Source organism: Halomonas koreensis, from assembly GCF_031451675.1.
Taxonomy (GTDB): Bacteria; Pseudomonadota; Gammaproteobacteria; order Pseudomonadales; family Halomonadaceae; genus Halomonas; species Halomonas koreensis.
This window is the reverse complement of record NZ_JARWAK010000002.1, coordinates 204,070-226,457: the sequence shown is the minus strand read 5'-3', so window position 1 is coordinate 226,457 and position 22,388 is coordinate 204,070. Positions and strand designations below refer to the sequence as shown.

The following is a 22,388-nucleotide window of genomic DNA, read 5'->3' as shown; positions in this document are numbered from 1 at the left end:
TTCCTTGGCAGCGACGCGAGGCCGGGGGCTCAGGGCGCCGCGGTCTCGGCGTCTCGGGTCTCGGGGGCGTCGCCGGCGTCCGCTGCCGGCGGGGCGGAGAACTCGGGGCGGTCATGGACGTGGCGGCGGGCCACGTCGATGATGGCGATATCCATCAAAAAGCGTCGCCCCAGCAGGACCGGGTAGTCCAGGTGGGTGCGATCGCTGAGGGTGAACTCGACGCTCTCGCGCAGCGGGCCCAGGGCCATCAGCAGCCGGATCACCGGGCGCGACTGCTCGCCGGTGGCCTGGACGATCCGGACCCGGCGCTCGACCGGCGCCTCGATCCATTCGCCGCGCACGCGCTCGACGACGCTGTCGCCGTCGGTCAGCCCCAGCTTGAACCGCACCCAGTCCTCGCCGTCGCGCTCGAAGGGGGTGATCTCGGTGGCCGACAGCGAGGAGGTATTGGCGCCCGAATCGATGCGCGCCTCGAGGTGGGTGCCGACCTCGGGCAGGCCGATCCACTCGCTGCGTCCGACCAGGGTCTTGTTGTCGAGCCGGGCATCGGCGGTCGGGCAATCGCCGGCCGCGGCGGCCCGTGGGGTGTCCTCGCGCAGCCCGGCGACGTCGCGTCGCGCCTCGCGCAGCAGGTGGCCGAGCTCGCGCACATCGGCGGTCAGGGCCAGCTGATCCCGGCGATACTGGGCCAGGTCGGCGCGACGGGTATCGCAACGCTCGGCCAGTCGCCGCTCGAGACCATCGATGCGTGCCTCGAAGGCGCCGGGCGTCAGGGGCTCGACGGCCGGTTCGCGATCCCAGGGCGCCACGCTGCAACCTCCGAGCAGGAGCGAGCCGGCAAGCAGCGGAAGCAGCGAGAGACGAATCGGCATGTCGTGGACATCCTCGGGGGTGACGGGTGGGGAAACGCGAAGCGCGGCGACGAACTGCCGGGATGATAAGGAGCCGGGCGCGGCCTGTCCATGTCGCGCGAGGCCGACAGGGGGCGTCGCGACACGGCTTCGCCCACCCCTTATTTAACATAATATATATTCTACGAAATCCTGGGCGGCAGGCGGGGATGGCAATGTCCGATGCGCTGAGCTAACGTTCATTGGACAAATTCGATTCATGGCACATGGCAATGTACAAGAAACTCCGGTATCACCTGGCGGCCCTGCTGGCCGTGCTGTGGCTCGGCGGCTGCGGCAGCCTCGATCCCGCCCACTACGCCGGCACCACGCCGCGCCTGGACATCGCCGAGTACTTCGCCGGCCGGACGCGCGCCTGGGGCATGGTGCAGGACTATCGCGGCGAGGTGCGGCGCCGCTTCACGGTCGACATCGACGGCAGGCTCGAGGACGACACCCTGATCCTGGACGAACGCTTCCGCTACGCCGACGGCGCGACCGATCGCCGGCGGTGGACCTTCGAGCGCCGCGGCGACGGCCGCTGGCGGGGTCGCGCCGACGACGTCGAGGGCCCGGTCGAGGCGCGCCAGGTGGGCCATGTCTTCCATATGCGCTATCCCCTGGCGGTCGACGTCGACGGCCGCGCCATCACCTTCCAGATGGACGACTGGATGTACCTGCAGCCCGACGGCAGGCTGATCAACCGCACCGCGATGCGCAAGTTCGGCCTGACCCTGGCCGAGATCACCCTGGTCTTCGAACGCGGAGCCTCGACCAAGGAGTGATGGGCGCCGCGCCCGCGATCGGGCAGCCTGAATATCAGAGAACTACCATATAGTCATCGCCCACCCGTGACGCCCACGAGGACATGCCATGGACGACAAGGCTCGGATCAGTACCGGATGCGACGGCCTGGACCATATCCTGAACGGCGGCCTGCCGCCTCGTCAGGCCTACATGATCCGGGGCGGCCCGGGTCACGGCAAGACTACCCTCGGCCTGCAGTGCCTGGCCGCCGCCGGCGCCACCGGGACGCCGCTGTATATCGGCTTTCAGGAAACCGAGTCCCAGCTGCGCGACAATGCCGCTCGCCAGTCGCTGCCCCTCGAGGGCGTACGGCTGCTCAGCCTGGTGCCCGACGAGCGGCTGTTCGCCGAACAGCAGCACTATGACATCTTTCACCCGGCCGAGGTGGAATTCGAGCCGCTGGTCCAGCGGATCGTCGAGGCCATCGAAGCCCAGCCACCGTCGGTGGTGTTCATCGACTCGGTCAGCCACCTGCAGCTGCTGTTCAGCGATGCCTTCCAGTTCCGCGCCCAGATCCTGTCCTTCTTGCGCTACCTGCGCGGTCGCGGCTGCACGGTCCTGTTCTCCTCGGAGGCCGGCAACCCGTCGACGGACATCGACCTGCAGTTCCTTGCCGATGGGGTGATCGAGCTCGGCGAGGGCTATCTGCAGGTGTGCAAGCTGCGGGGAGCGCGATTCATGGCCGGGCGTCACCAGTGCCGGCTGGACGAGCGCGGCTTCCAGGCCTTTCCGCATCACCTGCCGCCGTCGCGCGCCGTGGCCGCGCCCGAGGGGGCGCCGCTGTCGTCCGGCTGTCCTGGCCTCGATGCCCTGCTGGGCGGCGGGCTCCCCGCCGGCAGCATCAGCCTGATCACCGGCCCCTCCGGCATCGGCAAGTCGACCCTGGGCGCGGCCTTCGCCCGGGAGGCCGGCCGGCGCGGGCGGGTGGCCATCTACCTGTTCGAGGAGGAACTGCCCGGCTACCTGCAGCGCGCCGAGGACCTGTCCCTGGACCTGGCGGCCCTGCATCGCGATGGCCAGCTGCATATCGAGCAGGTGGAACCCCTGCGCTACCTGGTGGACGAGTTCCTCGAGGGCGTGCGCCGCCATGTCGAGGCCACCGACACTCGGCTGGTGATCCTGGACAGCGTCTCCGGCTTCGAGCTGTCGCTGCGCGGCGAGCAGCTCAAGGATCGCGTGCATGCCTTCGCCAAGGGCCTGGCGCGTCGGGGCATCTCGGTGCTGCTGATCAATGAGATACAGGTCATCAGCGGCCCCATGACCCTGACCGACCGGGGGATCAGCTACCTCGCCGACAACGTCCTGCTGCTCAACTACCGGGAGGAGCGACAGCGCATGGGCAAGATGCTGGGGGTGCTGAAGAAGCGCACGGGCCAGTTCGATCCGCGGATCTGTGCCTACCGCATCGGCCCGGGCGGGCTGCAACTGCTCGAGGAATCGGCGGAGGCAAGCCTGCTCAACCGCGGGGACCCGACATGAGCCCCGAGGCGCCGGGCCGGCTGATGCTGCTGGTCGAGGCGGCCAGCAACCGGCGGCTGCTGGCGCGGGCCTTCGAGCAGCACTATCGGCTGGTCGATCCCGCCGACCTGACCTGGCAGTGCGACGATGTCGACCTGATCATCGCCGACCCGAAGGGCCTGGCGCGCTGGCAGTCGCGGGTCGGCGAGGCGCGGCGGGCGCAGTCCCCTACCCTCCTGCCGGTCATCCTGCTGCTGACCCGGGCCGAGCTGCGCCGGCCGCTCACGCGGTTTCGCGACCTGATCGACGAGTTCGCCGTGCTGCCGCTGGACCGCCTGGAGCTGACCACGCGCCTGCACCTCTGGATGCGGGCCCGGCGCCTGGCCTTGCGCCAGCGGGACGAGTTGGCCCACCTGGTCAATCATGACCGGCTCACCGGGCTGGCGACACGGCCTTTGATCTGTGAGCACCTGCGCCAGGCGCTGGCCGTGGCGAGCGAGGCGGATCAGCGCGTGTGCTTCCAGATCATCGAGGTGGCCGACGGCACCCTGCTGACCTCGCTCGGCCACTCGGGCCATCGCCAGGCCCTGGTCTCCCTCAGCGGGCGCCTGTCGGCCCTGCTCGATGCCTCGACTCGCCTGGCCCGGTTGGGCGATGCGCAATGGGGCTTGCTGCATCCGCCGGGGAGGCCCGTCGACCAGGTCCTGGACCTGGCCCACGCCACCCGCCGCCGCATGCTGGACCCCCTGGAGATCGACGGCGAGCGGCTGCACCTGTCGCCTCGCATGAGCGTCGCCGTGGCGCCCGACGACGCCCGGGAGGCCGAGGCGCTGATCGATCGCGCCCAGCAGGCGCTCTCGGCGGCCGGCGACGGCGCGCCCGCCTTCTTCTCGCCGGACATGCAGGCCAAGGCCACGACCTTCCTGAGGATGGAAGCCGAGCTGCGCCGGGCGCTCGACGACGGCGGCTTGGTGCTGTGGCTGCAACCCAAGGTGAGCCTCGACGGCCTTGGACTGACCGAGGCCGCCGAGGCCCTGGTGCGGCTGCAATGCCCGGATGGCAAGCTGCTGCCGCCGGGGGCCTTCATCGGGGTGGCCGAGACCACCGGGCTGATCCGCGAGCTGTCCCGCTGGGTGGTCGAGGAGGCCTGCCGGCTGCTCGCGCGCTGGCGGGACGCCGGCACGGGGCTTCCCCGGCTGGCCGTGAACGTCTCGGCACACGACCTGGAGGAAGACGATTTCGCCGACGCCCTGCTGGCGGCGCTGGCCCGCCACTCGCTGCCGGGGAACGCCCTGGAGCTGGAGCTCACCGAGACCACCCTGTTCGCCATGACCGATCGCGGGCTGGCGACGCTGACGCGTCTGCGCGAGCGCGGCATGCGCATCGCCATGGACGATTTCGGCACCGGCTACTCGACGCTGAGCTACCTGCACCGCCTGCCCATCGACGTGCTCAAGATCGATCGCGCCTTCGTGCAGGAGGTGCATGCCCATCCGGATCGGGCCGGCATCACCCGGGCGATCATCTCGCTGGCCACGACCCTGGGCCTGGAGCTGGTGGCCGAGGGCATCGAGGCAGAAGCGGAAGCGGCCTTTCTCGCCGACCTGGGGGTGGCGATCGGCCAGGGCTATCTCTATGCGCGGCCCATGCCCGAGGCCGAGCTGATGGCCTGGCTGGACGCGACGAGGCCCCGGTCGATGACCGGGGCCTCGTGAGCCAGGAGCGTCGATCGCGGCAATGCCGCGAGGCCCGACGCCTTACAGCGGCTGGCTGTCGTCGGCCTCGTCGGCCGGCGCGTAGGAGCCGTCCTCGCGATGCACTTCCTTGCCGGTCAGGCCCGGGGTGAACACGCACGCCAGGTGCATGGTCTTGCTGGCCCGCAGCAGGTGCTCGTCGTGCTGGTCGAGGATGTAGATGTCGCCCGGCTTGATCGGCCAGATCTTGCCGTCGGCCAGGGTCTCGACCTCGCCTTCCCCTTCCATGCAGAACACCGCCTCGAAGTGGTGCTTGTAATGGATATGGGTCTCGGTGCCCTCGTAGATCCGGGTGACGTGGAAGGAACAGTTGCCGCCGTCGTCGGCCAGCGACAGCCGGGTGCTGTCCCAGTTGCCGTTCTCGGCGGTGACCAGGCGATCGGTCTGGCGCGCTTCCTCGAGGTTGCGAACGATCATGACGCTCTCCGTGATGGTCGATGGAAGGGCCGGTCGCGGGGGACCGGCCGGGCATTCAGCCTATCAGGCCAGGGCCTGCTTGGCGCTGGCTTCGAGGATATCCAGGCCCTCGATCAGGTCCTCGTCGGGGATGGTCAGCGGGCACAGGCACTTGACCACCTCGCCGTCCTGACCGCTGGTCTCGATCACCAGGCCGTTCTCGAAGGCCTGAGCGGTGATCTTGTCGGCGATGTCGCCGCTGCCGACGTCGATGCCGCGCATCAGGCCACGGCCGCGCTCGGAGGCCTCGATGCCCTTCTCCTCGCTGAGCCAGGCGGCGATCTTGGCGAAGCGCTCCTCAACGATGCGCGCCTTGCGCTGGACATCGCGCTCGAAGGTGTCGTCGCTCCAGTACTTGCGCATGGCGGCGGCGGCGGTGGCGAAGGCCAGGTTGAAGCCGCGGAAGGTGCCGTTGTACTGGCCCGGCTTCCACTTGTCGAGCTCGGGACGCATCAGCACGTGGGCGAACGGCAGGCCGAAGCCGGACAGCGACTTGGAGTTGGTGACGATGTCCGGGGTGACGCCGGCGTGCTCGAAGCTGAAGAACTTGCCGGTGCGGCCGCAGCCGGCCTGGATGTCGTCGACGATCAGCAGGATGTCGTGGGCGCGGCAGATGCCTTCCAGGCGCTTGAGCCACTCCAGCCCGGAGACGTTGATGCCGCCCTCGCCCTGCACGGTCTCGACGATCACCGCGGCGGGCACGTCCAGGCCGCTGGAATTGTCGCCGAGCAGCTTCTCGAAGTAGTCCAGGGTGTCGGCGCCCTCGCCCAGGTAGCCGTCGTAGGGCATGAAGGCCGCGCCCTGGGTGGGCACGCCACCGGTGGCCTCGCGGAACTTGCGGTTGCCGGTGGTGGCCAGCGCGCCCATGGTCACGCCGTGGAAGCCGTTGGTGAAGGTCACGATGTTGTGGCGGCCCTTGGCGACGCGGGCCAGGCGGATGGCCGCCTCGACGGCGTTGGTGCCGGTCGGCCCCGGGAAGTGGACCTTGTAGTCCAGGCCGCGCGGCTTGAGGATCACCTCTTCCAGGGTCTCCAGGTAGTCGCGCTTGGCGGCGGTCCAGAAGTCCAGGCCGTGGACGATGCCGTCTTCGGCCAGGTAGTCGACCAGCGCCTGCTTGAGGTGCGGGTTGTTGTGGCCGTAGTTCAGGGTGCCGGCGCCGGCCAGGAAGTCGATGTATTCGCGACCGGTCTCGTCGGTCAGGCGGGCGTTCTGGGCCTTGGTGAAGACGACCGGAAAGGAGCGGGAATAGGTCCGGACGTCGGATTCCATGCGTTCGAGGGTCTGGGTCTGCATTGCGACCTCCTGTCGGATGAAGGGAAAAAGGATCACGAGGGTGCCGCGCCGTCCGCGAGGGGCCGGCGCGCGAGTGAGACGTGGATCAGATGTCGGCGGTCTGGAAGGGACCGATGCGCACGAGGTTCTCGGGATCGTGCTCGCCACCGAGCTGGTCGGTGGAGAAGTATTCGCGACTGTTCAGGGGCGCCTGCCAGCGATCGGCGAGGCGCCGGAACAGCCCCCAGGACGCCTGGTTGTCCGGGGTGATGGTGGTCTCGAGGTGATGCACCTCGGCCATCTCGGCGCGGGTCATCACGGCCTCGACCAGGCGCCGGGCCAGGCCGGTGCCGCGGGCCTTCTCGCCCACCGCGACCTGCCACAGGAAGTAGGTGTCGGGCGCGTTGTTCTTCACGTAGCCGGAAACGAAGCCGACGATCTCGCCTTCCTCGTTGGTGGCCACCGCGCAGCTGTCGCGGAACTGGGTCGCCAGCAGCAGGTAGGCATAGGCGGAATTGACGTCCAGCGGGGGGCAGGACTTGACCAGTTCGTAGATGCCCCAGCCGTCGTCGGGGTTGGGCTTGCGGATGAACAGCGGCGTGGCCTGGTGGCCGACCACGGCGTCGGCCACGCTGGGCCGGGCGAGGTCGGCGGAGGGAATGAAGGGCTCGGAAGTTGCGTTCATTGTCGTGTTCGCTGTAGCGAATTTGAGAAGCATCATAACAGCGCTTCGGCGGCTTTTCAAAAACCATATTATCCACCCGCCGAAAAACCATAAATCGACATTATAGTACTGCCGCGGATGCCCGCGACACGCGCATCTTACAGCATAGTCCGTTCCCGCCGAGGCGTTGCGCCGACCCGAACGACAACGGGCCACCCCGATCAGGGTGGCCCGCTGGCATGGCATCGTGGTGACGCCGGGATGACAGGCGTCGCGGCCCTCAGCGACGAGACGGCGTGCGCATGGTCACGAACTCCTCGGCGCCGGTGGGATGGATGCCCACGGTCTGGTCGAACTGGGCCTTGGTCAGGCCGGCGCGGACCGCGATGGCGATGCCCTGGATCACCTCGCCGGCCTCCTCGCCGACCATGTGCGCGCCCACCACCACGTCGCTCTCGTCGTCGACGATCAGCTTCATCAGGCAACGCTCGCCGCTGCCGGACAGGGTGTGCTTCATTGGCCGGAAGTCGGCGCTGTAGACGCGGATCGCCGCGTAGCGCTCGCGGGCCGCCTCCTCGGAGAGCCCCACTGTGCCGATGTTGGGATGGCAGAACACCGCGGTGGCGATGCGCTCGTAGTCCAGCGGCTCGGGCGTGGTGTCGCCGAAGTGGTGCTCGACCAGCTTCATGGCCTCCTCCAGGGCCACCGGGGTCAGCTCGGGGCCGCCGGTGACGTCGCCCAGCGCCAGGATCGAGGGCACCGAGGTCTCGAAGCGCTCGTTGACGGCCAGGGTGCCGTCGTCGTGGGTGGCGATGTCGAACTGGTCGAGCCCCAGCCCCGCCAGGTTGGGGCGCCGGCCGGTGGCGGCCAGCACCGCGTCCACCTCGAGGGTCTCGCCGCTGGTCAGGGTCACCTTGAGGCCGCCCTCGACCTTCTCGATGGCCTCGATGTTGGTCTCGAAGTGCAGGTTGACGCCCTTCTTGGCCATCTCGTCCCGGGTGAACTCGCGGACCTCGCGGTCGAAGCCGCGCAGGAACAGCTCGCCGCGATACACCAGGTGGGTGTCGCTGCCCAGGCCGTTGAAGATGCTGGCGAACTCCACGGCGATGTAGCCGCCGCCGAGCACCAGGAAGCGCTCGGGGAAGCTGTCGAGGTCGAAGACGCGGTTGGAGTCGAGGGTGTGCTCCTTGCCGGGGAAGTCCGGCACCCAGGGCCAGCCGCCCACGGCCACCAGGATCTTCTCGGCACTGATGGTCTCGCCGTCGACGCTGACGTGGTGGCGATCCAGCACCTTGGCGCGGCCGTTGATCAGCCGCACGCCGGCGTTGTCCAGCAGGCGGCCGTAGATGCCGTTGAGCCGCTTGATCTCGCCGATCTTGTTGTCGCGCAGGGTGGCCCAGTCGAAGCGCGGCGCCTCGGCCAGCTGCCAGCCGAAGCCGCCGGCGTCCTCGAAGGCCTCGTGGAAGTGGGCGGCATAGGAATACAGCTTCTTGGGCACGCAGCCCACGTTGACGCAGGTGCCGCCCAGGTAGCGGTCCTCGGCCACGGCGACCCGGGCGCCGGTGGCGGCGGCGGTGCGGGCGGCGCGAACGCCGCCGGAGCCGGCGCCGATGACGAAGAGGTCGTAGTCGAACTCGGACACAGTGTTCTCCTGATGGTGGTATCGTCCTGGATCGGCGTGATCATACCAGTCGCGCCGGATGCCAGGGAGGGCCGCTCCATTGACCCTGGCTATGCGGGTAATAAAGAATGCTTGGCGTCCCATGGCCCGACCATCAGAGAAGCCTTCCATGAAAACCGAGATGAAACAGCTGCTGGAGCGCAACCGCGACTGGGCCGACGGCGTCCGGCGTCAGGATCCCGACTTCTTCGCCCGGCTGTCGCAGCAGCAGAACCCCGATTACCTGTGGATCGGCTGCTCCGATTCCCGGGTGCCCGCCAACCAGATCATCGACCTGCCCCCCGGCGAGGTCTTCGTCCACCGCAACGTGGCCAACCTGCTGCACCACAACGACATGAACGCCCTCTCGGTGGTCCAGTTCGCCGTCGACGTGCTGCAGGTGAAGCACATCATGGTGGTCGGCCACTACGGCTGCGGCGGCGTCAAGGCCGCGGTGACCGGCGGCGAGTGCGGCATCGTCGACTACTGGCTGCACTCGGTGCGGGAGCTCTACAGTCGCCATCGCGGCGACCTCGAGCACCTGCCGCTGGACGCCCAGGTCGATCGCATGTGCGAGCTCAACGTCCAGGCCCAGGTCAACAACCTGTGCCGCACCAAGATCATCCAGCGCGCCTGGCAGCGCGGCCAGCCGCTGGCGGTACACGGCTGGGTCTACGGCCTGAGCGACGGCCGGGTGACCGACCTCGACTGCAGCGTCGAAGGCCTGGACCAGGTCGCGACCCTCTACCGGATCGACCGCCTGGCGCCCGCCGGCGACGACTGACGCCCCGCCCGCCCGATGGCCTCATTCGCCGGGCGCATGAGGCCTGTCACATTTTCGATTGTCTTCCTGCCGCCGAACTCTCTATGTTGAGGGCCGGACCAGAACAAACGGTCGTTCGCCGCCCGGAGCGGAACCCGGGCGACGACACACAACAATCCATCCGGCATGGAACGACACATGACAATCAAGAAGACTCTGCTGGCCAGCGCCATCGGCGCCGCCATGACGACCGCTGCCATCGCCCCGGCCGCCCAGGCCGAGAACACCCTGCGCATGGCCTATGACGCCGACCCGGTCTCGCTCGACATCCACGAGCAGCTCTCCGGCGGCATCCTGCAGCTCTCCCACATGACCTTCGACCCGCTGGTGCGCTGGACCCAGGACCTCGAGTTCGAGCCGCGCCTGGCTACCGCCTGGGAGCAGGTCGACGACACCACCATGCGCATGAGCCTGCGCGAGGGCGTCGAGTTCCACAGCGGCAACGCCTTCACCGCCGAGGACGTGGTGTGGACCGTCGAGCGCCTCAAGCGCAGCCCGGACTTCAAGGCGATCTTCGAGCCGATCGCCTCGGTCACCGCCGTCGACGAGCTCACCGTGGAGTTCACCACCGAGAAGCCCTACCCGCTGCTGCTCAACTTGGCCACCTACATCTTCCCGATGGACAGCCGGTTCTACAGCGGCGAGGACGCCGACGGGGACCCCAAGGACGAGATCGTCAAGAACGGCAACTCCTACGCCTCGCGCCACCTGTCCGGCACCGGGCCCTTCGAGGTCACCGAGCGTCAGCAGGGCGTGCGCATCGCCTTCGAGCGCAACGACGACTACTGGGACCAGGCCTCGCCGGGCAACGTCGACGAGATCGTCATGACGCCGATCAGCGAGAACGCCACCCGCGTGGCCGCCCTGCTGTCCGGCGACGTCGACTTCATCGCCCCGGTGCCGCCCAACGACCTGGAGCGCATCCGCAACGACGAGGACACCCAGCTGGTCACCATGTCCGGCACCCGGATCATCCTCTTCCACATGAACCAGGAACGCGTCGAGGCCTTCCAGGACCCGCGCGTGCGCCAGGCCTTCGCCTACGCCATCAACCAGGAAGGCATCGCCGACCGGCTGATGAAGGGCTTCGCCACCCCGGCCGCCCAGTTCTCGCCGGAGGGCTATGCCGGCCACGTGGAGAGCCTCGAGCCGCGCTACGACATCGAGCGGGCCCAGCAGCTGATGGCCGAGGCCGGCTTTGAAGACGGCTTCGAGATCACCATGATGGCGCCCAACAACCGCTACGTGAACGACGCCAAGATCGCCCAGGCGGTGGCCGCCATGCTGGCGCGCATCAACGTGACCGTGGATCTCAAGACCCTGCCCAAGGCCCAGTACTGGGGCGAGTACGACGATCGCGTCGCCGACATGATGATGATCGGCTGGCACGCCGACACCGAGGACTCGGCGAACTTCCACGAGTACCTCACCCAGTGCCCGGACGCCGACACCGGGGCCGGCCAGTACAACGCCGGCAACTACTGCAACCCGGAACTCGACGCCCTGGTGGCCGAGGCCAACCTGGAGGTCGACCGCGAGGCGCGGGCCGAGATGCTCCAGCAAGTCGAACAGACCCTGTACGACGAGGCGGCCTTCATCCCGCTGCACTGGCAGGACCTGGCCTGGGCCTCCGCCGACCACGTCGACATCGAGCCGGTCCTCAACGTGATGAACTTCCCCTACCTCGGGGACCTGGTCATGACCGAAGAGTGACCCCTTCTCGCCGGCGGCCTGGCCGGCGAGTCTTCCCACCCTGACCCGGTGGCACGCTCGGGACGAGCGTGCCGCCCTGTGCTGCACACGGGACGCCACCCATGATCGCCTTTCTGATCAAGCGCCTCTTCCATGCGCTGCTGGTGATGTTCGTCATCAGCGTGATCGCCTTCGCCATCCAGGACAACCTGGGCGACCCCATCCAGCAGATGGTCGGCCAGTCGGTGCCGGAGAGCGAGCGCGAGGCCCTGCGCGAGGAGCTCGGCCTCAACGACCCCTTCGCGGTCCAGTACCTGCGCTTCGCCGCCAACGCGGTGCAGTTCGACTTCGGTTACTCCTACGTCTTCAACGAGCCGACCACCGACGTCATCCTGCGCCACCTGCCCGCCACCCTGGAGCTGGTCGCCGCCTCGACCTTCCTGATCATCGCCCTGTCGATCCCCATCGGGGTCTACAGCGCCATCAAGCCGCGCGCCTGGCTGTCGCGGTTCTTCATGGGGGTGTCGATCATCGGCATCTCCATCCCGGTGTTCCTCACCGCCATCGTGCTGATCCAGCTGTTCGCCATCGGCGTGTCCTGGTCGCCCTTCCCCGCCGACACCGGCTGGGGCGCCTGGCTCAATGACCTCCTGACCACCGAGGGTGGCATGCCGGCCTACGGCCGCGGAGACCCGGTGCCCGTCTTCGGCACCTGGGAGACCAACTTCGCCTCCCTGGAGGGGCTGACCTACCTGGTGCTGCCGGCCATCTCGCTGGCCTCGATCATGCTGCCGCTGTTCATCCGCCTGATCCGCGCCGAGATGCTCGAGGTGCTGCAGTCCGACTACGTCAAGTTCGCCCGGGCCAAGGGCATCTCGCCGCGTCGCATCTACTTCCTGCACGCCCTGAAGAACACCATGCTGCCGGTGATCACCGTGGGCGGGGTGCAGATCGGCACCCTGGTCGCCTACACCATCCTCACCGAGACGGTGTTCCAGTGGCCCGGCATGGGATTGATGTTCCTCGACGCCATCGAGCGCTCCGACATTCCGCTGATCGTCACCTACCTGATGATCGTGGGGCTGATCTTCGTGATCACCAACACCCTGGTCGACCTGATCTACGGCCTGGTCAACCCGACCGTCAAGCTGACAGGAAAGCCCGCATGACCACCGATACCTCCTCCGTCGCGAGCTCGCCCACGGCGAGCCGCTGGGAGCGCCTGCGCGACTCCTACCTGCTCTACAGCTTCAAGCGCGACCTGATCGCCCAGGTCAGTCTCGCGGTGTTCATCGCCCTGGTGGCGTGCGCCGTGCTGGCCCCCTGGCTGGCGCCGATGAACCCCTACGACCTGGCGCAGATCGACATCCTGGCCTCGGAGCTGCCGCCCTTCTGGGTCGACGGCAGCGACCCGGCCTACACCATGGGCACCGACGCCCAGGGCCGCGACCTGCTGTCGACCATCCTCTACGGCCTGCGGGTCTCGCTGATCATCGGCTTCGGCGCGGTGGCCATGCAGGCCACCCTCGGGGTGTGCTTCGGCCTGCTGGCCGGCTACCTGGGCGGGCGCGTCGACGCCTTCCTGATGCGCCTGGCCGACATCCAGCTGTCCTTCTCCACCCTGATGGTGGCGATCGTGGTCGGCGCCCTGTTCAAGGCGATCTTCGGCGGCGCCACCTTCAGCGCCTATGCGGTGCCGCTGCTGGTGCTGATCATCGGCCTGGCCGAGTGGCCCCAGTACGCGCGCACCGTGCGCGCCTCGGTGCTGGCCGAGAAGGGCAAGGAGTACGTCGACGCCGCCCGGGTGATGGGCCTGCCCAGCCGGCGCATCATGTTCCGGCACATCCTGCCCAACACCCTGTCGCCGATCTTCGTCATCTCCACCGTGCAGGTGGCCAACGCCATCATCTCCGAGGCGGCGCTGTCCTTCCTGGGCCTGGGCATGCCCGAGACCCAGCCGTCGCTGGGCTCGCTGATCAAGTCCGGCTTCGACTACATCCAGTCCGGCTCCTGGTGGATCACCCTGATCCCGGGCCTGGTGCTGGTGGTGCTGGTGCTGGTCATCAACCTGCTCGGCGACTGGCTGCGCGATGTCCTCAACCCCCGGCTCTACAAGGGCTGAGGTCAAGGAGTTCCCATGTCACTTCTCGAAGTCAACAACCTCGACGTACGCTTCGCCCTGCGCCGCGGCGACGTCAAGGCCCTGCGCGACGTCTGCTTCAGCCTGGATCGCGGCGAGCGCTTAGGGATCGTCGGCGAGTCCGGCGCCGGCAAGTCGGTGGCCGCCTTCACCCTGCTCAACCTGATCGCCAAGCCCGGCTACATCGCCGGCGGCAGCATCCGCTTCGACGGCCAGGAGCTCATCGGCCTGGGCGACCGCGCCCTGCGCAAGATCCGCGGGCATCGCATCTCGATGATCTTCCAGGACCCGATGATGACCCTCAATCCGGTGCTGACCATCGGCGAGCAGATGGTCGAGTGCCTCAAGGCCCACCGCCGCATCACGACCCGCGACGCCCGGGCGATCGCCCTGCGCAAGCTGCAGCAGGTGCAGATCCCCTCCCCCGAGGCGCGGCTCGACCAGTACCCCCACGAGCTGTCCGGCGGCATGCGCCAACGGGTGATCATCGCCATCGCGTTGCTGCTCGACCCGGACATCATCATCGCCGACGAGCCGACCACGGCCCTGGACGTGACCATCCAGGCGGAGATCATGGCACTGTTGCTGGAGCTGTGCGAGGAGCACAACGTCGGCCTGATCCTGATCACCCACGACCTGGGCGTGGTCAGCCAGGTCACCCAGCGCATGCTGGTGATGTACGCCGGCCGGGTCATCGAGCAGGGGCCGACCCGGGAGATCATCAACGATCCCCAGCACCCCTATACCCAGGGGCTGATCAACGCCCTGCCCCAGATGGCCACCCCCGGCGAGCGGCTCAACCAGATCCCCGGCAGCATGCCGTCGCTGGACAACCTGCCCAGCGGCTGCGCCTTCCATCCGCGCTGCGGCTTCGTGACCCGCCCCGACGGCTCGCCGCGCCAGGCTTGCCATGACGAGGTCCCCGGCTTCGTGACCTCCGGCAACTGCCAGGCGGCCTGCCACATGGTCGCCGAGATGATCGAACGCGAACGCATTCCGGCCGAGGAGCAAGACTCATGAGTTCGACCGCCACATCTACCGCGCCGGAGCAGGCCGAGCCGCTGCTGTCGCTGCGCGGCCTGGAGAAGCGCTTCTCGCTGTCCGGCGACTTCCTGGAGCAGCTCAAGTTCAAGGGCGGCAAGCTGGTCCGCGAGCAGGAGCACGTGCATGCCATCAACGGCGTCGACCTGGACATCCGGCGCGGCGAGGCGCTGTGCGTGGTCGGCGAGTCCGGCTGCGGCAAGTCCACGGTGGCGCGCACCGTGATGGGCCTGATCAGCCCCAGCGGCGGCGAGATCCACTACGACGGCGAGCGCATCGACGACCGCTCCACCAAGGAGCTGCTGCCCTATCGCCGGCGCATGCAGATGATCTTCCAGAACCCCTATGCGTCGCTGAACCCGCGCATGACCATCCAGCAGACCCTGGAGGAGCCGATCCGGCTGCACCATCCGGACTGGCCGGCCCAGCGGGTCAAGGACAAGGTCGCCGAGGTGATGACCTCGGTGGGCATCGCCCCGGACTGGGGGGCGCGCTACGGCCACGAGTTCTCCGGCGGCCAGCGGCAGCGGATCGCCATCGCCCGGGCGCTGGCCGTGGACCCGGAGTTCATCGTCGCCGACGAGCCGATCTCGGCGCTGGACGTGTCGATCCAGGCCCAGGTGCTGAACCTGCTGATGGAGGCCCAGCAACAGCGCAACCTCACCTACCTGTTCATCACCCACGACCTGGCGGTGGTCGAACACTTCGGCACCCGGGTGGCGGTGATGTACCTGGGGCGGGTCTGCGAGGTGGCGCCCACGGCGACCCTGTTCGCCACCCCCCGCCACCCCTACACCCAGGCGCTGATGTCCGCCATCCCGCGGCTCGAGGACGACCGTCCCCAGCACCTGCGCCTGCAGGGCGAGGTGCCCACCCCGGTGAACCTGCCCTCGGGCTGCGTCTTCCATGGCCGCTGCCCGCACGCCAACGCGCGCTGCCGGGAGGAGGTGCCGACGCTGATCGCCACCGACGAGGGCGGCCAGGTGGCCTGTCACGGCGTGGAGGAGGGCCGGATCTGAGCCCGCCGCGGCGCCTGCCCGAGCGGCGGGCGCCACGGGCGGCTGGCCGGGGCCCCGATGAGGTCGGCATAATGGCCTCATCGGCCCCGGCCGTCCGGCATGAGGGACATCTATGGAACTACGCTGGCTGGACGACTTCATCGCCCTGGCGCGCACGCGCCATTTCTCCCGGGCGGCGGAGGCCCAGAACGTCACCCAGCCGACCTTCTCGCGGCGCATCAAGCTGCTCGAGGAGGAAATGGGCGCCACCTTGATCAACCGCCAGACCCTGCCGCTGTCGCTGACGCCGGCGGGCGAGGAGTTCCTGGCCCTGTGCCAGGACGTGACTCGGCGGATCGCCACCACCCGCGAGCGCCTCGGTCAGCTGGCCGAGGCCGACGCCAACCGCATCCGCCTGGCCGCGCCCCAGAGCCTGCTGGCCAACTTCCTGCCGGAGTGGCTGGAGAGCCTGGCGCCGGCGCCGCCGATCACGCCCTACCTGCGGGCGACCGCCTGGCTGGTGGAGGACTTCTTCGAGGCCCTGGGGCGCCAGGAGTGCGACCTGGCCCTGTGCTACTGGCCCGCCGCCAGCGCCCCGCTCGGCTTCGCGACCGAGGGGCTCGACATCCTCCGCCTCGGCGAGGAGCGGCTGGTGCCGGTATCGCTGCCGGATGGCCGGGGCCGGCCGCGCTTCTCCCTGGAGGGCGCGGGCAAGGCGCCCCTGCCGCTGATCGCCTATCACCCGCGGGGACTGATCGATCAGAGCATCCGCGCCCACCTGGAGGCCCTCGGCGAGATGCCGACCTTCAGCGTGCTCAACGAGAGCGTGCACAGCGGCAACATCCACGAGCTGGTGGCGCTGGGCTACGGCCTGGGCTGGCTGCCCGCCCGTTCGGTGCGCGCCGCGCTCGAGGCGGGCGAGCTGGTGCCCGCCGGCGGGCGCCGCTGGGAGGTGCCGATGGAGATCCGCCTGCACCGGCATCGCCGCAATCCGCACCCGGCGGTGGAGGCGCTCTGGGCGCGGCTGGCCGACCCGGCGGCGGCCGGGGCATGATCCCCGGGCGTCATGCGGCGGCCTTCCGGCCGCCGTCGGGCCTGGCCAACCGCCATGTCCAGACCCTGCTGCCCCGCCTGCTGCCCGGGCCATCGCTGTCGCTGAGCCGCGAGGAACTGCCGCTACCCGACGGCGACGTCGTCGAGCTGGCCTGGGTCGAGCCGGCCCCGGCGGATCCGGCCGCCCCGCTCTTCGTGCTGTTCCACGGCCTCGAGGGGTCGGTGGACTCGCCCTACGCGCGCCACCTGCTGGCCGCCGCCCGCGAGCGTGGCTATCGCGCGCTGCTGATGCACTTCCGAGGCTGCGGACGGCGGCCCAACCGGCGTCCCCGGGCCTATCACAGCGGCGACACCGCCGATGCCCACTGGCTGCTGACCCGGCTGGCGCGCCGCTATCCCCGGGCGCCCCGGGTGGCCTGCGGCGTATCGCTGGGCGCCAACATGCTGCTCAAGCTGATCGCCGAGGACGCCGACGACGCCCTGAGCCTGGTCGGGGCCATCGCCATCGCCCCGCCGGTGGACCTGGCCGCCTGCGCCGACACCCTGACGCATGGCGTCGCGCGCCTCTATCAGCGCCACCTGCTGGGAGCCCTCAAGGCCAAGGTGGCACCGCGGCTGGCCGCCGGGGAGCTGCCGCTGGCGCTCACCCCGTCGCGGCTGGCCCGGCTCTCGACCCTGCGCGACTACGACGACGCGGTGACCGCCCCGCTGCACGGCTTCCGGGACGCGGCGGACTACTATCGCCGGGCCTCGGCGGGCCCGCGGCTCGCCGAGATCACCACCCCGACCCTCGTGCTGCACGCCGACGACGATCCCTTTATGCCGCCAGGCTTGTTCGACGATCTCGAGCTTGGCGTCGGCATTCGCCTGGAGACCGCCCGGCATGGCGGCCATGTGGGCTTCGTGGAGCGCCGCGACGGCCGCTTCGCCAGCTGGCTCGCCCGCCGGGTCGCGGCGCAGCTCGACGGCTGGCGCACGACCCTGGTGCCCGACCCGCGGCGGGTCAGCCCCTCCGGCGACTGACCCCGGGCGTCAGCCGATCGGGCAGCCGACGCCGGTGCCCTTGAGCCCGCAGTAGCCGCCGGGGTTCTTGTGCAGGTACTGCTGGTGGTACTCCTCGGCGTAGTAGAAGGCCTCCAGGGGCGCGATCTCGGTGGTGATCGGTCCCCGGCCGGCCCGGGCCAGGGCCTCGCCGTAGGCGGCCCGGCTGCGCTCGGCGGCCTCGCGCTGGGCCTCGTCGGTGACCAGGATGATGGAGCGGTACTGGGGGCCGATGTCGTTGCCCTGGCGATCGCCCTGGGTGGGATCGTGGGCCTCCCAGAAGTGGCGCAGCAGCGTCTCGAGATCGACGGTCTCGGGGTCGTAGACCACCCGCACCACCTCGGCATGGCCGGTGCGGCCGGTGCAGGTCTCCCGATAGGTCGGGTGGGGCGTCACGCCGCCGGCGTAGCCCACGGCGGTGACATGCACGCCGGGCAGCTGCCAGAACAGGCGCTCGGCGCCCCAGAAGCAGCCCAGCCCGAGCACGATCTCCGCCATGCCCTCGGGCCAGGGCGGCGTCATGGCCCGGTCGGTGACCGCGTGGCGGCCGCTGATGGCCATGGGGGTGTCGCGGCCCTCGGGGGCCGCATCGGGTTGGATGGGCATCGCGTGATCCTCCGTGGTGTGGTTCAGGGCGCGGGCGGGCGGCCCGGCAGGCTGAAGGTGTAGATCAGGTCCACCGCCTGGGAGGCGCCCGAGACGGCCTCCAGGTAGAGGTTGCGCCACAGCTTGTAGCGCAGGCTCAGTTCGGCGATGGGCGAGAAGACCCCTACCCCATAGCCGACGCTCAAGCGGTCGGTCAGGTTCCCGGTCACCACCACCTGGCTGTCCTCGCCGCTGCCGGCGGTGTCCAGGGTCAGGTCCTGGACGCCGAAGGCCTCGCCGATGGCGCCCACGGCGCCGCCGGCCTGCCCCAGGGTCACGCCGATCAGCGCCGAGGTCAGGGCGCCGTCGGCGCCGCCGCTGTCGTCCGGGGCCCGGCCGCGCAGCACGTAGGACAGGGCGCGGGCCTCGTCCATCGCCGGCTCGGAGAAGATCTCCAGGCTGGGCCCCGCCGCGGGCCCGGTGACCCGCAGGCCGGCGATGACGCCGTCCTGGGTGCTGTCCGGGTTGCGGATGGCCTCGAAGTCCAGCAGCGGCTGGCCGGGCGGGCCGCTGAAGTAGAGGATGCCCTCGCGGATGATCAGGTCCTGGCCGAAGGCGCGGAAGCGCCCGTCCTCCAGGTTGACGTTGCCGAACAGCTGGACGGGGCCGTCGGCCTGACGCACCTCCAGCCGGCCGGCCAGTTCGGTCTTCAGGCCATAGGCCGCCAGCCGCATGTCGGGCCCCAGGCGCAGGTCGACCCGCACGTCCAGGGCCATGCCCGCCTCCTGCAGCGCCGCCGCGGTGGACGGCCCCTGCTCGCCGGAGGCGCGGCGGGCCGCGGCCTCGGCCTGCTCGCGGGTGACGATCACCTCGTCGGGGCTCGGCGAGACCGCCGAGGCCGGCACTTGGCCGACCTCCAGGCGGGCCCAGGGGATGCCCACCTCGCCGCGCACCCGCAGGCGTTCGGGGCTGGCCTGGATCGCCAGGTCCGGCGCCAGGCGCAGCTGACCGAAGCCCGGCAGCGAGGCCTCGAGGGGGCTGTCGCGGCCCTCCAGGTCGATGGCGGCGCGCCAGGCGGTCGCCGAGGGCCAGCGGGCATCGCCGCGGACATCCAGCCGGCCCTGCTCGCCGGCCAGATAGCCGCTGATGTCGGCGCGATCGCCGCTCAGCGCGAGCGCCAGGCGACCGTCGGCCACCGTCAGCGGCAGGCCGAGCCCCGCCGCCTCGAGATCCGCGAGCTCCAGGCGTCCGTCGAGACGCGGCCGCTCGCGGGTGCCGCCGATGCCGATGTCGCCGTCGAGGGCGCCTTCCAGGGTGTCCAGGTCGGCGACCAGCGGGCGATAGGGCGCGAGCCGCATGCGATCCGCCTCGAGCCGTCCGCCGAGGCGGCCGGCGCCCAGGGGGTCCTCGATGCCCAGGTCGAGGGTCAGGGCCCCCTGGTCGGCGAAGCTCAGGCCCAGGGCGAGGTCGGCGCGGGCCTGGTCGGCGCGCAGGTCGACGCTGAGCCCGGTGCCGGGCACCGACCAGGGCTCGCCGTAGGCGTCCTCGCCGGCGATCTCGAGGCGGCTGTCCAGCGTCGCCGTGGCCTGCCAGGCGCCGCCGCCGTCGGACCACTCGGCCGCCAGGCGGCCCTCGCTGTCGCCGTCGATGCGCCAGCCCGGCGGCATGGCGTCGCTGGCCAGGTCCATGGGCAGCTCGCGGATCGCCAGCTCGGCCCGGCCTCGCTCCGGCGAGGCCGCCAGGGGGCGGGTCAGGCACAGCCGGCCGCCCTCGTCACGCACCAGGCAGAAGGGCTGGACCGCCACCTCGCCGGCGTCCAGGTCGGCCTCGAAGGCCAGCGCCTGGTCGAGGCCCAGCCGGCCGTAGGCGGATTCGGCGTCGAATGGCGTCAGGCGGCCGCGGTAGCGCCTGCGGGCGTCGTCGAGCCCGCCCGCCAGGGCCAGGTCCAGGGATGCCAGCGGCCCCTCCGGCGCCCCCGCCACCTCGAGAGTCAGGCGGTGCTCGGAGAGGCGGCCGTTAAGGGCCAGGTCGATCGCCTCGAGCGTCTGTCCGCCGGCCGCGACACCGGCGGCGGACAGGTCCAGGTCCAGCCTCGGGTCGTCGAGGCCGGCGACCTCGCCCGCCAGGCGCAGCCGGTCGAGCCGGCTGTCGGCGAAGGCCAGCGACTCGCCGTCCAGGGCCAGCGTCAGCTCGGGGCTGGCGAAGCTGCCGGCGGCCCGGATGTCGCCGGACAGCGCCCCGGCGAGGCCCGGGTAGAGGCTGTCCAGGCGCGGCATGTCGAGCCGGGCGTCCAGGTCCAGGGTGCGCGGCGCCACCCGGCCCTGGGCCTCCAGCCGGTTATCGCCCTGGCGCAGGCGCAGAGTGGCGATCTCCCAGTTCATGGCATGGTCGCCGGCGAGCCGGCCCTCCAGCGCGAAGGGCTGGTCGGCCAGCTCCCCCGTCATCGTCAGGGCCGGCACGCCCAGCCGCCAGCCGTCGGCGGTCCGGGCGAAGGCCAGCTCGGCCTCGCCGTCCAGATGGCCGGCGAGGCCCTCGACGAAGGGCTCGGGATCGACGCCGTCGGCGTCCAGCCGTGCCGAGACCGACAGCGCCTCGGACCAGTCGATGCGGCCCTCGCTGGCCAGCGTGCCGGTGGGCGGGGCCAGGCGCAGCGGCGCCCAGGTGAAGCCTTGCAGGTTGCCCCGCCCGCTCAGCTCGAGGCCGGTGCGCGGCAGGGACGGCCCCTGGGCGGCCAGGGCCAGCTCGACTCGGTAGTCACTGAGCCGCCCCTCGGCCCGCAGCGCCAGGTCCTCGACGCGCCAGGGGGGTGTGTCGCCCTCCTCCGCCGTCTCGTCCGCCGTGGGCGCGCCGGGCAGTGGCCATTGGACGCCGGGACTCTCCAGACGGGCGGAGAACGGTAGCGCCGGATCCAGGGCGTCGACCCGGGCGGCCAGCTCGGCCTCCACCGGGCCGGTGGCGGAGAGGGTCGCCTGGAGATCGGCCAGGCTGCCGGTCAGCGCCAGTTCCAGGCGCTGGCCGGCCAGGGCCGGCAGGCGGTCGGGCAGGTAGAAGTCGGCGCCCAGCTGCGCGTCGAGGGGGTAGTCGCCGCTCAGGGTGATGGCCGCCTCGAGCTCGGCGTCGGCCTCCCGCGAGGCCACCGCGAGGGGGCGGATGGCGATCCGCTGGCCGCGGGCGCTGACGCTGAGGTCGAGGCGGTCGATGACGTAGGCCTGGGGCCCCTCCAGGGCGGCGTCCTCGAGGGTCAGGCTCGGGACCTCCACCGCCAGCGGCAGGGTGATTTCGGGCAGCGTCAGCCGCTCGGGCGTCTCGCTGCCGCCATCGCGGTCCCGGGGATCACGCACGCCCGCGGCGGCCGGCGCGACGCTGGCCGGCAGCGGCGAGCGCACCGCCAAAGCGGCATCGATCGCGGCGGCGGCGAGCACCGGCTCGAGGCGCTCGGCCTCGCTCAGGGCCAGCCGCTGGCCCGGCGAGAGCGGCAGGGTCAGGCGCAGCCCGGCGAGCCGGGTCGGCGACACGGTCAGGGTGTCGCCCGCGGCATCGAAGCCGCTTTCGAAGTGCGCCCAGCGCAGGCGGGTGCCGTCGGCGAGGCGCACCTCGACGTCGTCCAGCCGCAGCTCGCGCAGGGCGACCGGGAAAGGCAGCCGGAACTGGCCCGGCGGCGCGCCCTCGGCGCGCTCGTCGGGCGCCGCCTCGGCGGGACCCTGGCCGGGGGCGAGGCGAATCCGTGCGCCCTCCACCGCCAGGCGATCCAGGCACAGGCGGCCGTCGAGCAGGCAGTCCTCGGCCCAGGCCAGTTCCAGGCGCGCCACCGCGATGCGCGCGGGCCCGGCGTCGAGGCGCAGCCCGGTCATGGACAGCGCGTCCAGGGGGGCGCCCTCGACGCTGTCGACCTCGACCAGGCCCAGGCGCTGAGCCTGGTCGACCAGCAGGCCGGTGCCCCAGGGCGAGAGGGCCAGGCCCAGGACCAGCAGCAGCAGCCCCAGGCACCACAGCGGCAGGAAGATCAGCAGGCGGGCCAGCGGCCCGATCAGGCGACGGATGTGCATGATGACGA

At 70.5% G+C, this 22,388-nt stretch carries 18 protein-coding genes; 11 read left to right on the top strand and 7 right to left on the bottom strand.

The genetic code is table 11. The features are described from left to right. Positions 1-29: 29 nt before the first annotated feature. Positions 30-872 carry an ATP-dependent zinc protease family protein gene (locus tag QC818_RS03200; protein WP_309651400.1) on the bottom strand — a complete coding sequence of 281 codons (843 nt, stop codon included), beginning with the start codon at positions 870-872 and terminating at the stop codon, positions 30-32. A gap of 251 nt (positions 873-1,123) precedes the next feature. On the opposite strand from QC818_RS03200, the gene QC818_RS03195 reads away from it, so the two are divergent. The 3 genes from QC818_RS03195 to QC818_RS03185 all read left to right on the top strand — a co-directional run bounded on the left by QC818_RS03195 (position 1,124) and on the right by QC818_RS03185 (position 4,870). Next, entirely contained in the window at positions 1,124-1,675 is a 552-nt protein-coding gene (locus tag QC818_RS03195; RefSeq protein WP_309651399.1) for a DUF3833 domain-containing protein, read from the top strand. An 88-nt stretch (positions 1,676-1,763) separates the two neighbouring features. Then, complete coding sequence (locus QC818_RS03190) at positions 1,764-3,176, top strand: ATPase domain-containing protein (protein WP_309651398.1); 1,413 nt, start codon at positions 1,764-1,766, stop codon at positions 3,174-3,176. After that, complete coding sequence (locus tag QC818_RS03185; RefSeq protein WP_309651397.1) at positions 3,173-4,870, top strand: putative bifunctional diguanylate cyclase/phosphodiesterase; 1,698 nt, start codon at positions 3,173-3,175, stop codon at positions 4,868-4,870. Before QC818_RS03190 ends, QC818_RS03185 begins: the two co-directional genes overlap by 4 nt. A gap of 42 nt (positions 4,871-4,912) precedes the next feature. Here QC818_RS03185 and QC818_RS03180 read toward each other — a convergent pair whose 3' ends face one another. From QC818_RS03180 to gorA, 4 genes are all read right to left on the bottom strand, one after another. Next, on the bottom strand, positions 4,913-5,326 hold the full coding sequence (locus QC818_RS03180; protein ID WP_309651396.1) for an ectoine synthase: 414 nt from the start codon (positions 5,324-5,326) through the stop codon (positions 4,913-4,915). Between the two features lie 63 nt (positions 5,327-5,389). Continuing rightward, complete coding sequence (gene ectB, locus QC818_RS03175) at positions 5,390-6,658, bottom strand: diaminobutyrate--2-oxoglutarate transaminase (protein WP_309651395.1); 1,269 nt, start codon at positions 6,656-6,658, stop codon at positions 5,390-5,392. Between the two features lie 85 nt (positions 6,659-6,743). After that, entirely contained in the window at positions 6,744-7,322 is a 579-nt protein-coding gene (ectA, locus tag QC818_RS03170; protein ID WP_309651394.1) for a diaminobutyrate acetyltransferase, read from the bottom strand. Between the two features lie 259 nt (positions 7,323-7,581). Further along, on the bottom strand, positions 7,582-8,943 hold the full coding sequence (gorA, locus tag QC818_RS03165) for a glutathione-disulfide reductase (RefSeq protein ID WP_309651393.1): 1,362 nt from the start codon (positions 8,941-8,943) through the stop codon (positions 7,582-7,584). Positions 8,944-9,103: 160 nt separating this feature from the next. On the opposite strand from gorA, the gene can reads away from it, so the two are divergent. The 8 genes from can (at position 9,104) to QC818_RS03125 (ending at position 17,731) form a co-directional block, all read left to right on the top strand. Then, positions 9,104-9,745, top strand: a complete 642-nt coding sequence (can, locus tag QC818_RS03160) for a carbonate dehydratase (protein WP_374710048.1) — start codon at positions 9,104-9,106, stop codon at positions 9,743-9,745. A 177-nt stretch (positions 9,746-9,922) separates the two neighbouring features. Continuing rightward, the gene (locus QC818_RS03155; protein WP_309651391.1) at positions 9,923-11,497 is read left to right on the top strand and encodes an ABC transporter substrate-binding protein; all 1,575 of its coding nucleotides are present in this window, start codon (positions 9,923-9,925) and stop codon (positions 11,495-11,497) included. Positions 11,498-11,598: 101 nt separating this feature from the next. Beyond that, positions 11,599-12,645: an ABC transporter permease gene (locus QC818_RS03150; RefSeq protein ID WP_309651390.1), complete on the top strand. Its 1,047-nt coding sequence runs from the start codon at positions 11,599-11,601 to the stop codon at positions 12,643-12,645. Continuing rightward, positions 12,642-13,598: an ABC transporter permease gene (locus tag QC818_RS03145; RefSeq protein ID WP_309651389.1), complete on the top strand. Its 957-nt coding sequence runs from the start codon at positions 12,642-12,644 to the stop codon at positions 13,596-13,598. Before QC818_RS03150 ends, QC818_RS03145 begins: the two co-directional genes overlap by 4 nt. Positions 13,599-13,613: 15 nt before the next feature. Beyond that, positions 13,614-14,636 (top strand): ABC transporter ATP-binding protein, encoded by a 1,023-nt coding sequence (locus QC818_RS03140; protein WP_309651388.1) that lies wholly within the window; start codon positions 13,614-13,616, stop codon positions 14,634-14,636. Beyond that, the gene (locus tag QC818_RS03135) at positions 14,633-15,676 is read left to right on the top strand and encodes an ABC transporter ATP-binding protein (RefSeq protein WP_309651387.1); all 1,044 of its coding nucleotides are present in this window, start codon (positions 14,633-14,635) and stop codon (positions 15,674-15,676) included. Before QC818_RS03140 ends, QC818_RS03135 begins: the two co-directional genes overlap by 4 nt. Before the next feature lie 112 nt (positions 15,677-15,788). Continuing rightward, positions 15,789-16,709: a LysR family transcriptional regulator gene (locus QC818_RS03130; RefSeq protein ID WP_309651386.1), complete on the top strand. Its 921-nt coding sequence runs from the start codon at positions 15,789-15,791 to the stop codon at positions 16,707-16,709. Beyond that, the gene (locus tag QC818_RS03125) at positions 16,706-17,731 is read left to right on the top strand and encodes a hydrolase (RefSeq protein ID WP_309651385.1); all 1,026 of its coding nucleotides are present in this window, start codon (positions 16,706-16,708) and stop codon (positions 17,729-17,731) included. Before QC818_RS03130 ends, QC818_RS03125 begins: the two co-directional genes overlap by 4 nt. A gap of 9 nt (positions 17,732-17,740) precedes the next feature. Here the strand turns inward: QC818_RS03125 and msrA are convergent, their stop codons facing one another. Beyond that, positions 17,741-18,355 carry a peptide-methionine (S)-S-oxide reductase MsrA gene (gene msrA, locus QC818_RS03120; protein WP_309651384.1) on the bottom strand — a complete coding sequence of 205 codons (615 nt, stop codon included), beginning with the start codon at positions 18,353-18,355 and terminating at the stop codon, positions 17,741-17,743. A 23-nt stretch (positions 18,356-18,378) separates the two neighbouring features. Continuing rightward, positions 18,379-22,380, bottom strand: a complete 4,002-nt coding sequence (gene tamB / locus QC818_RS03115; RefSeq protein WP_309651383.1) for an autotransporter assembly complex protein TamB — start codon at positions 22,378-22,380, stop codon at positions 18,379-18,381. Positions 22,381-22,388 lie beyond the last annotated feature (8 nt).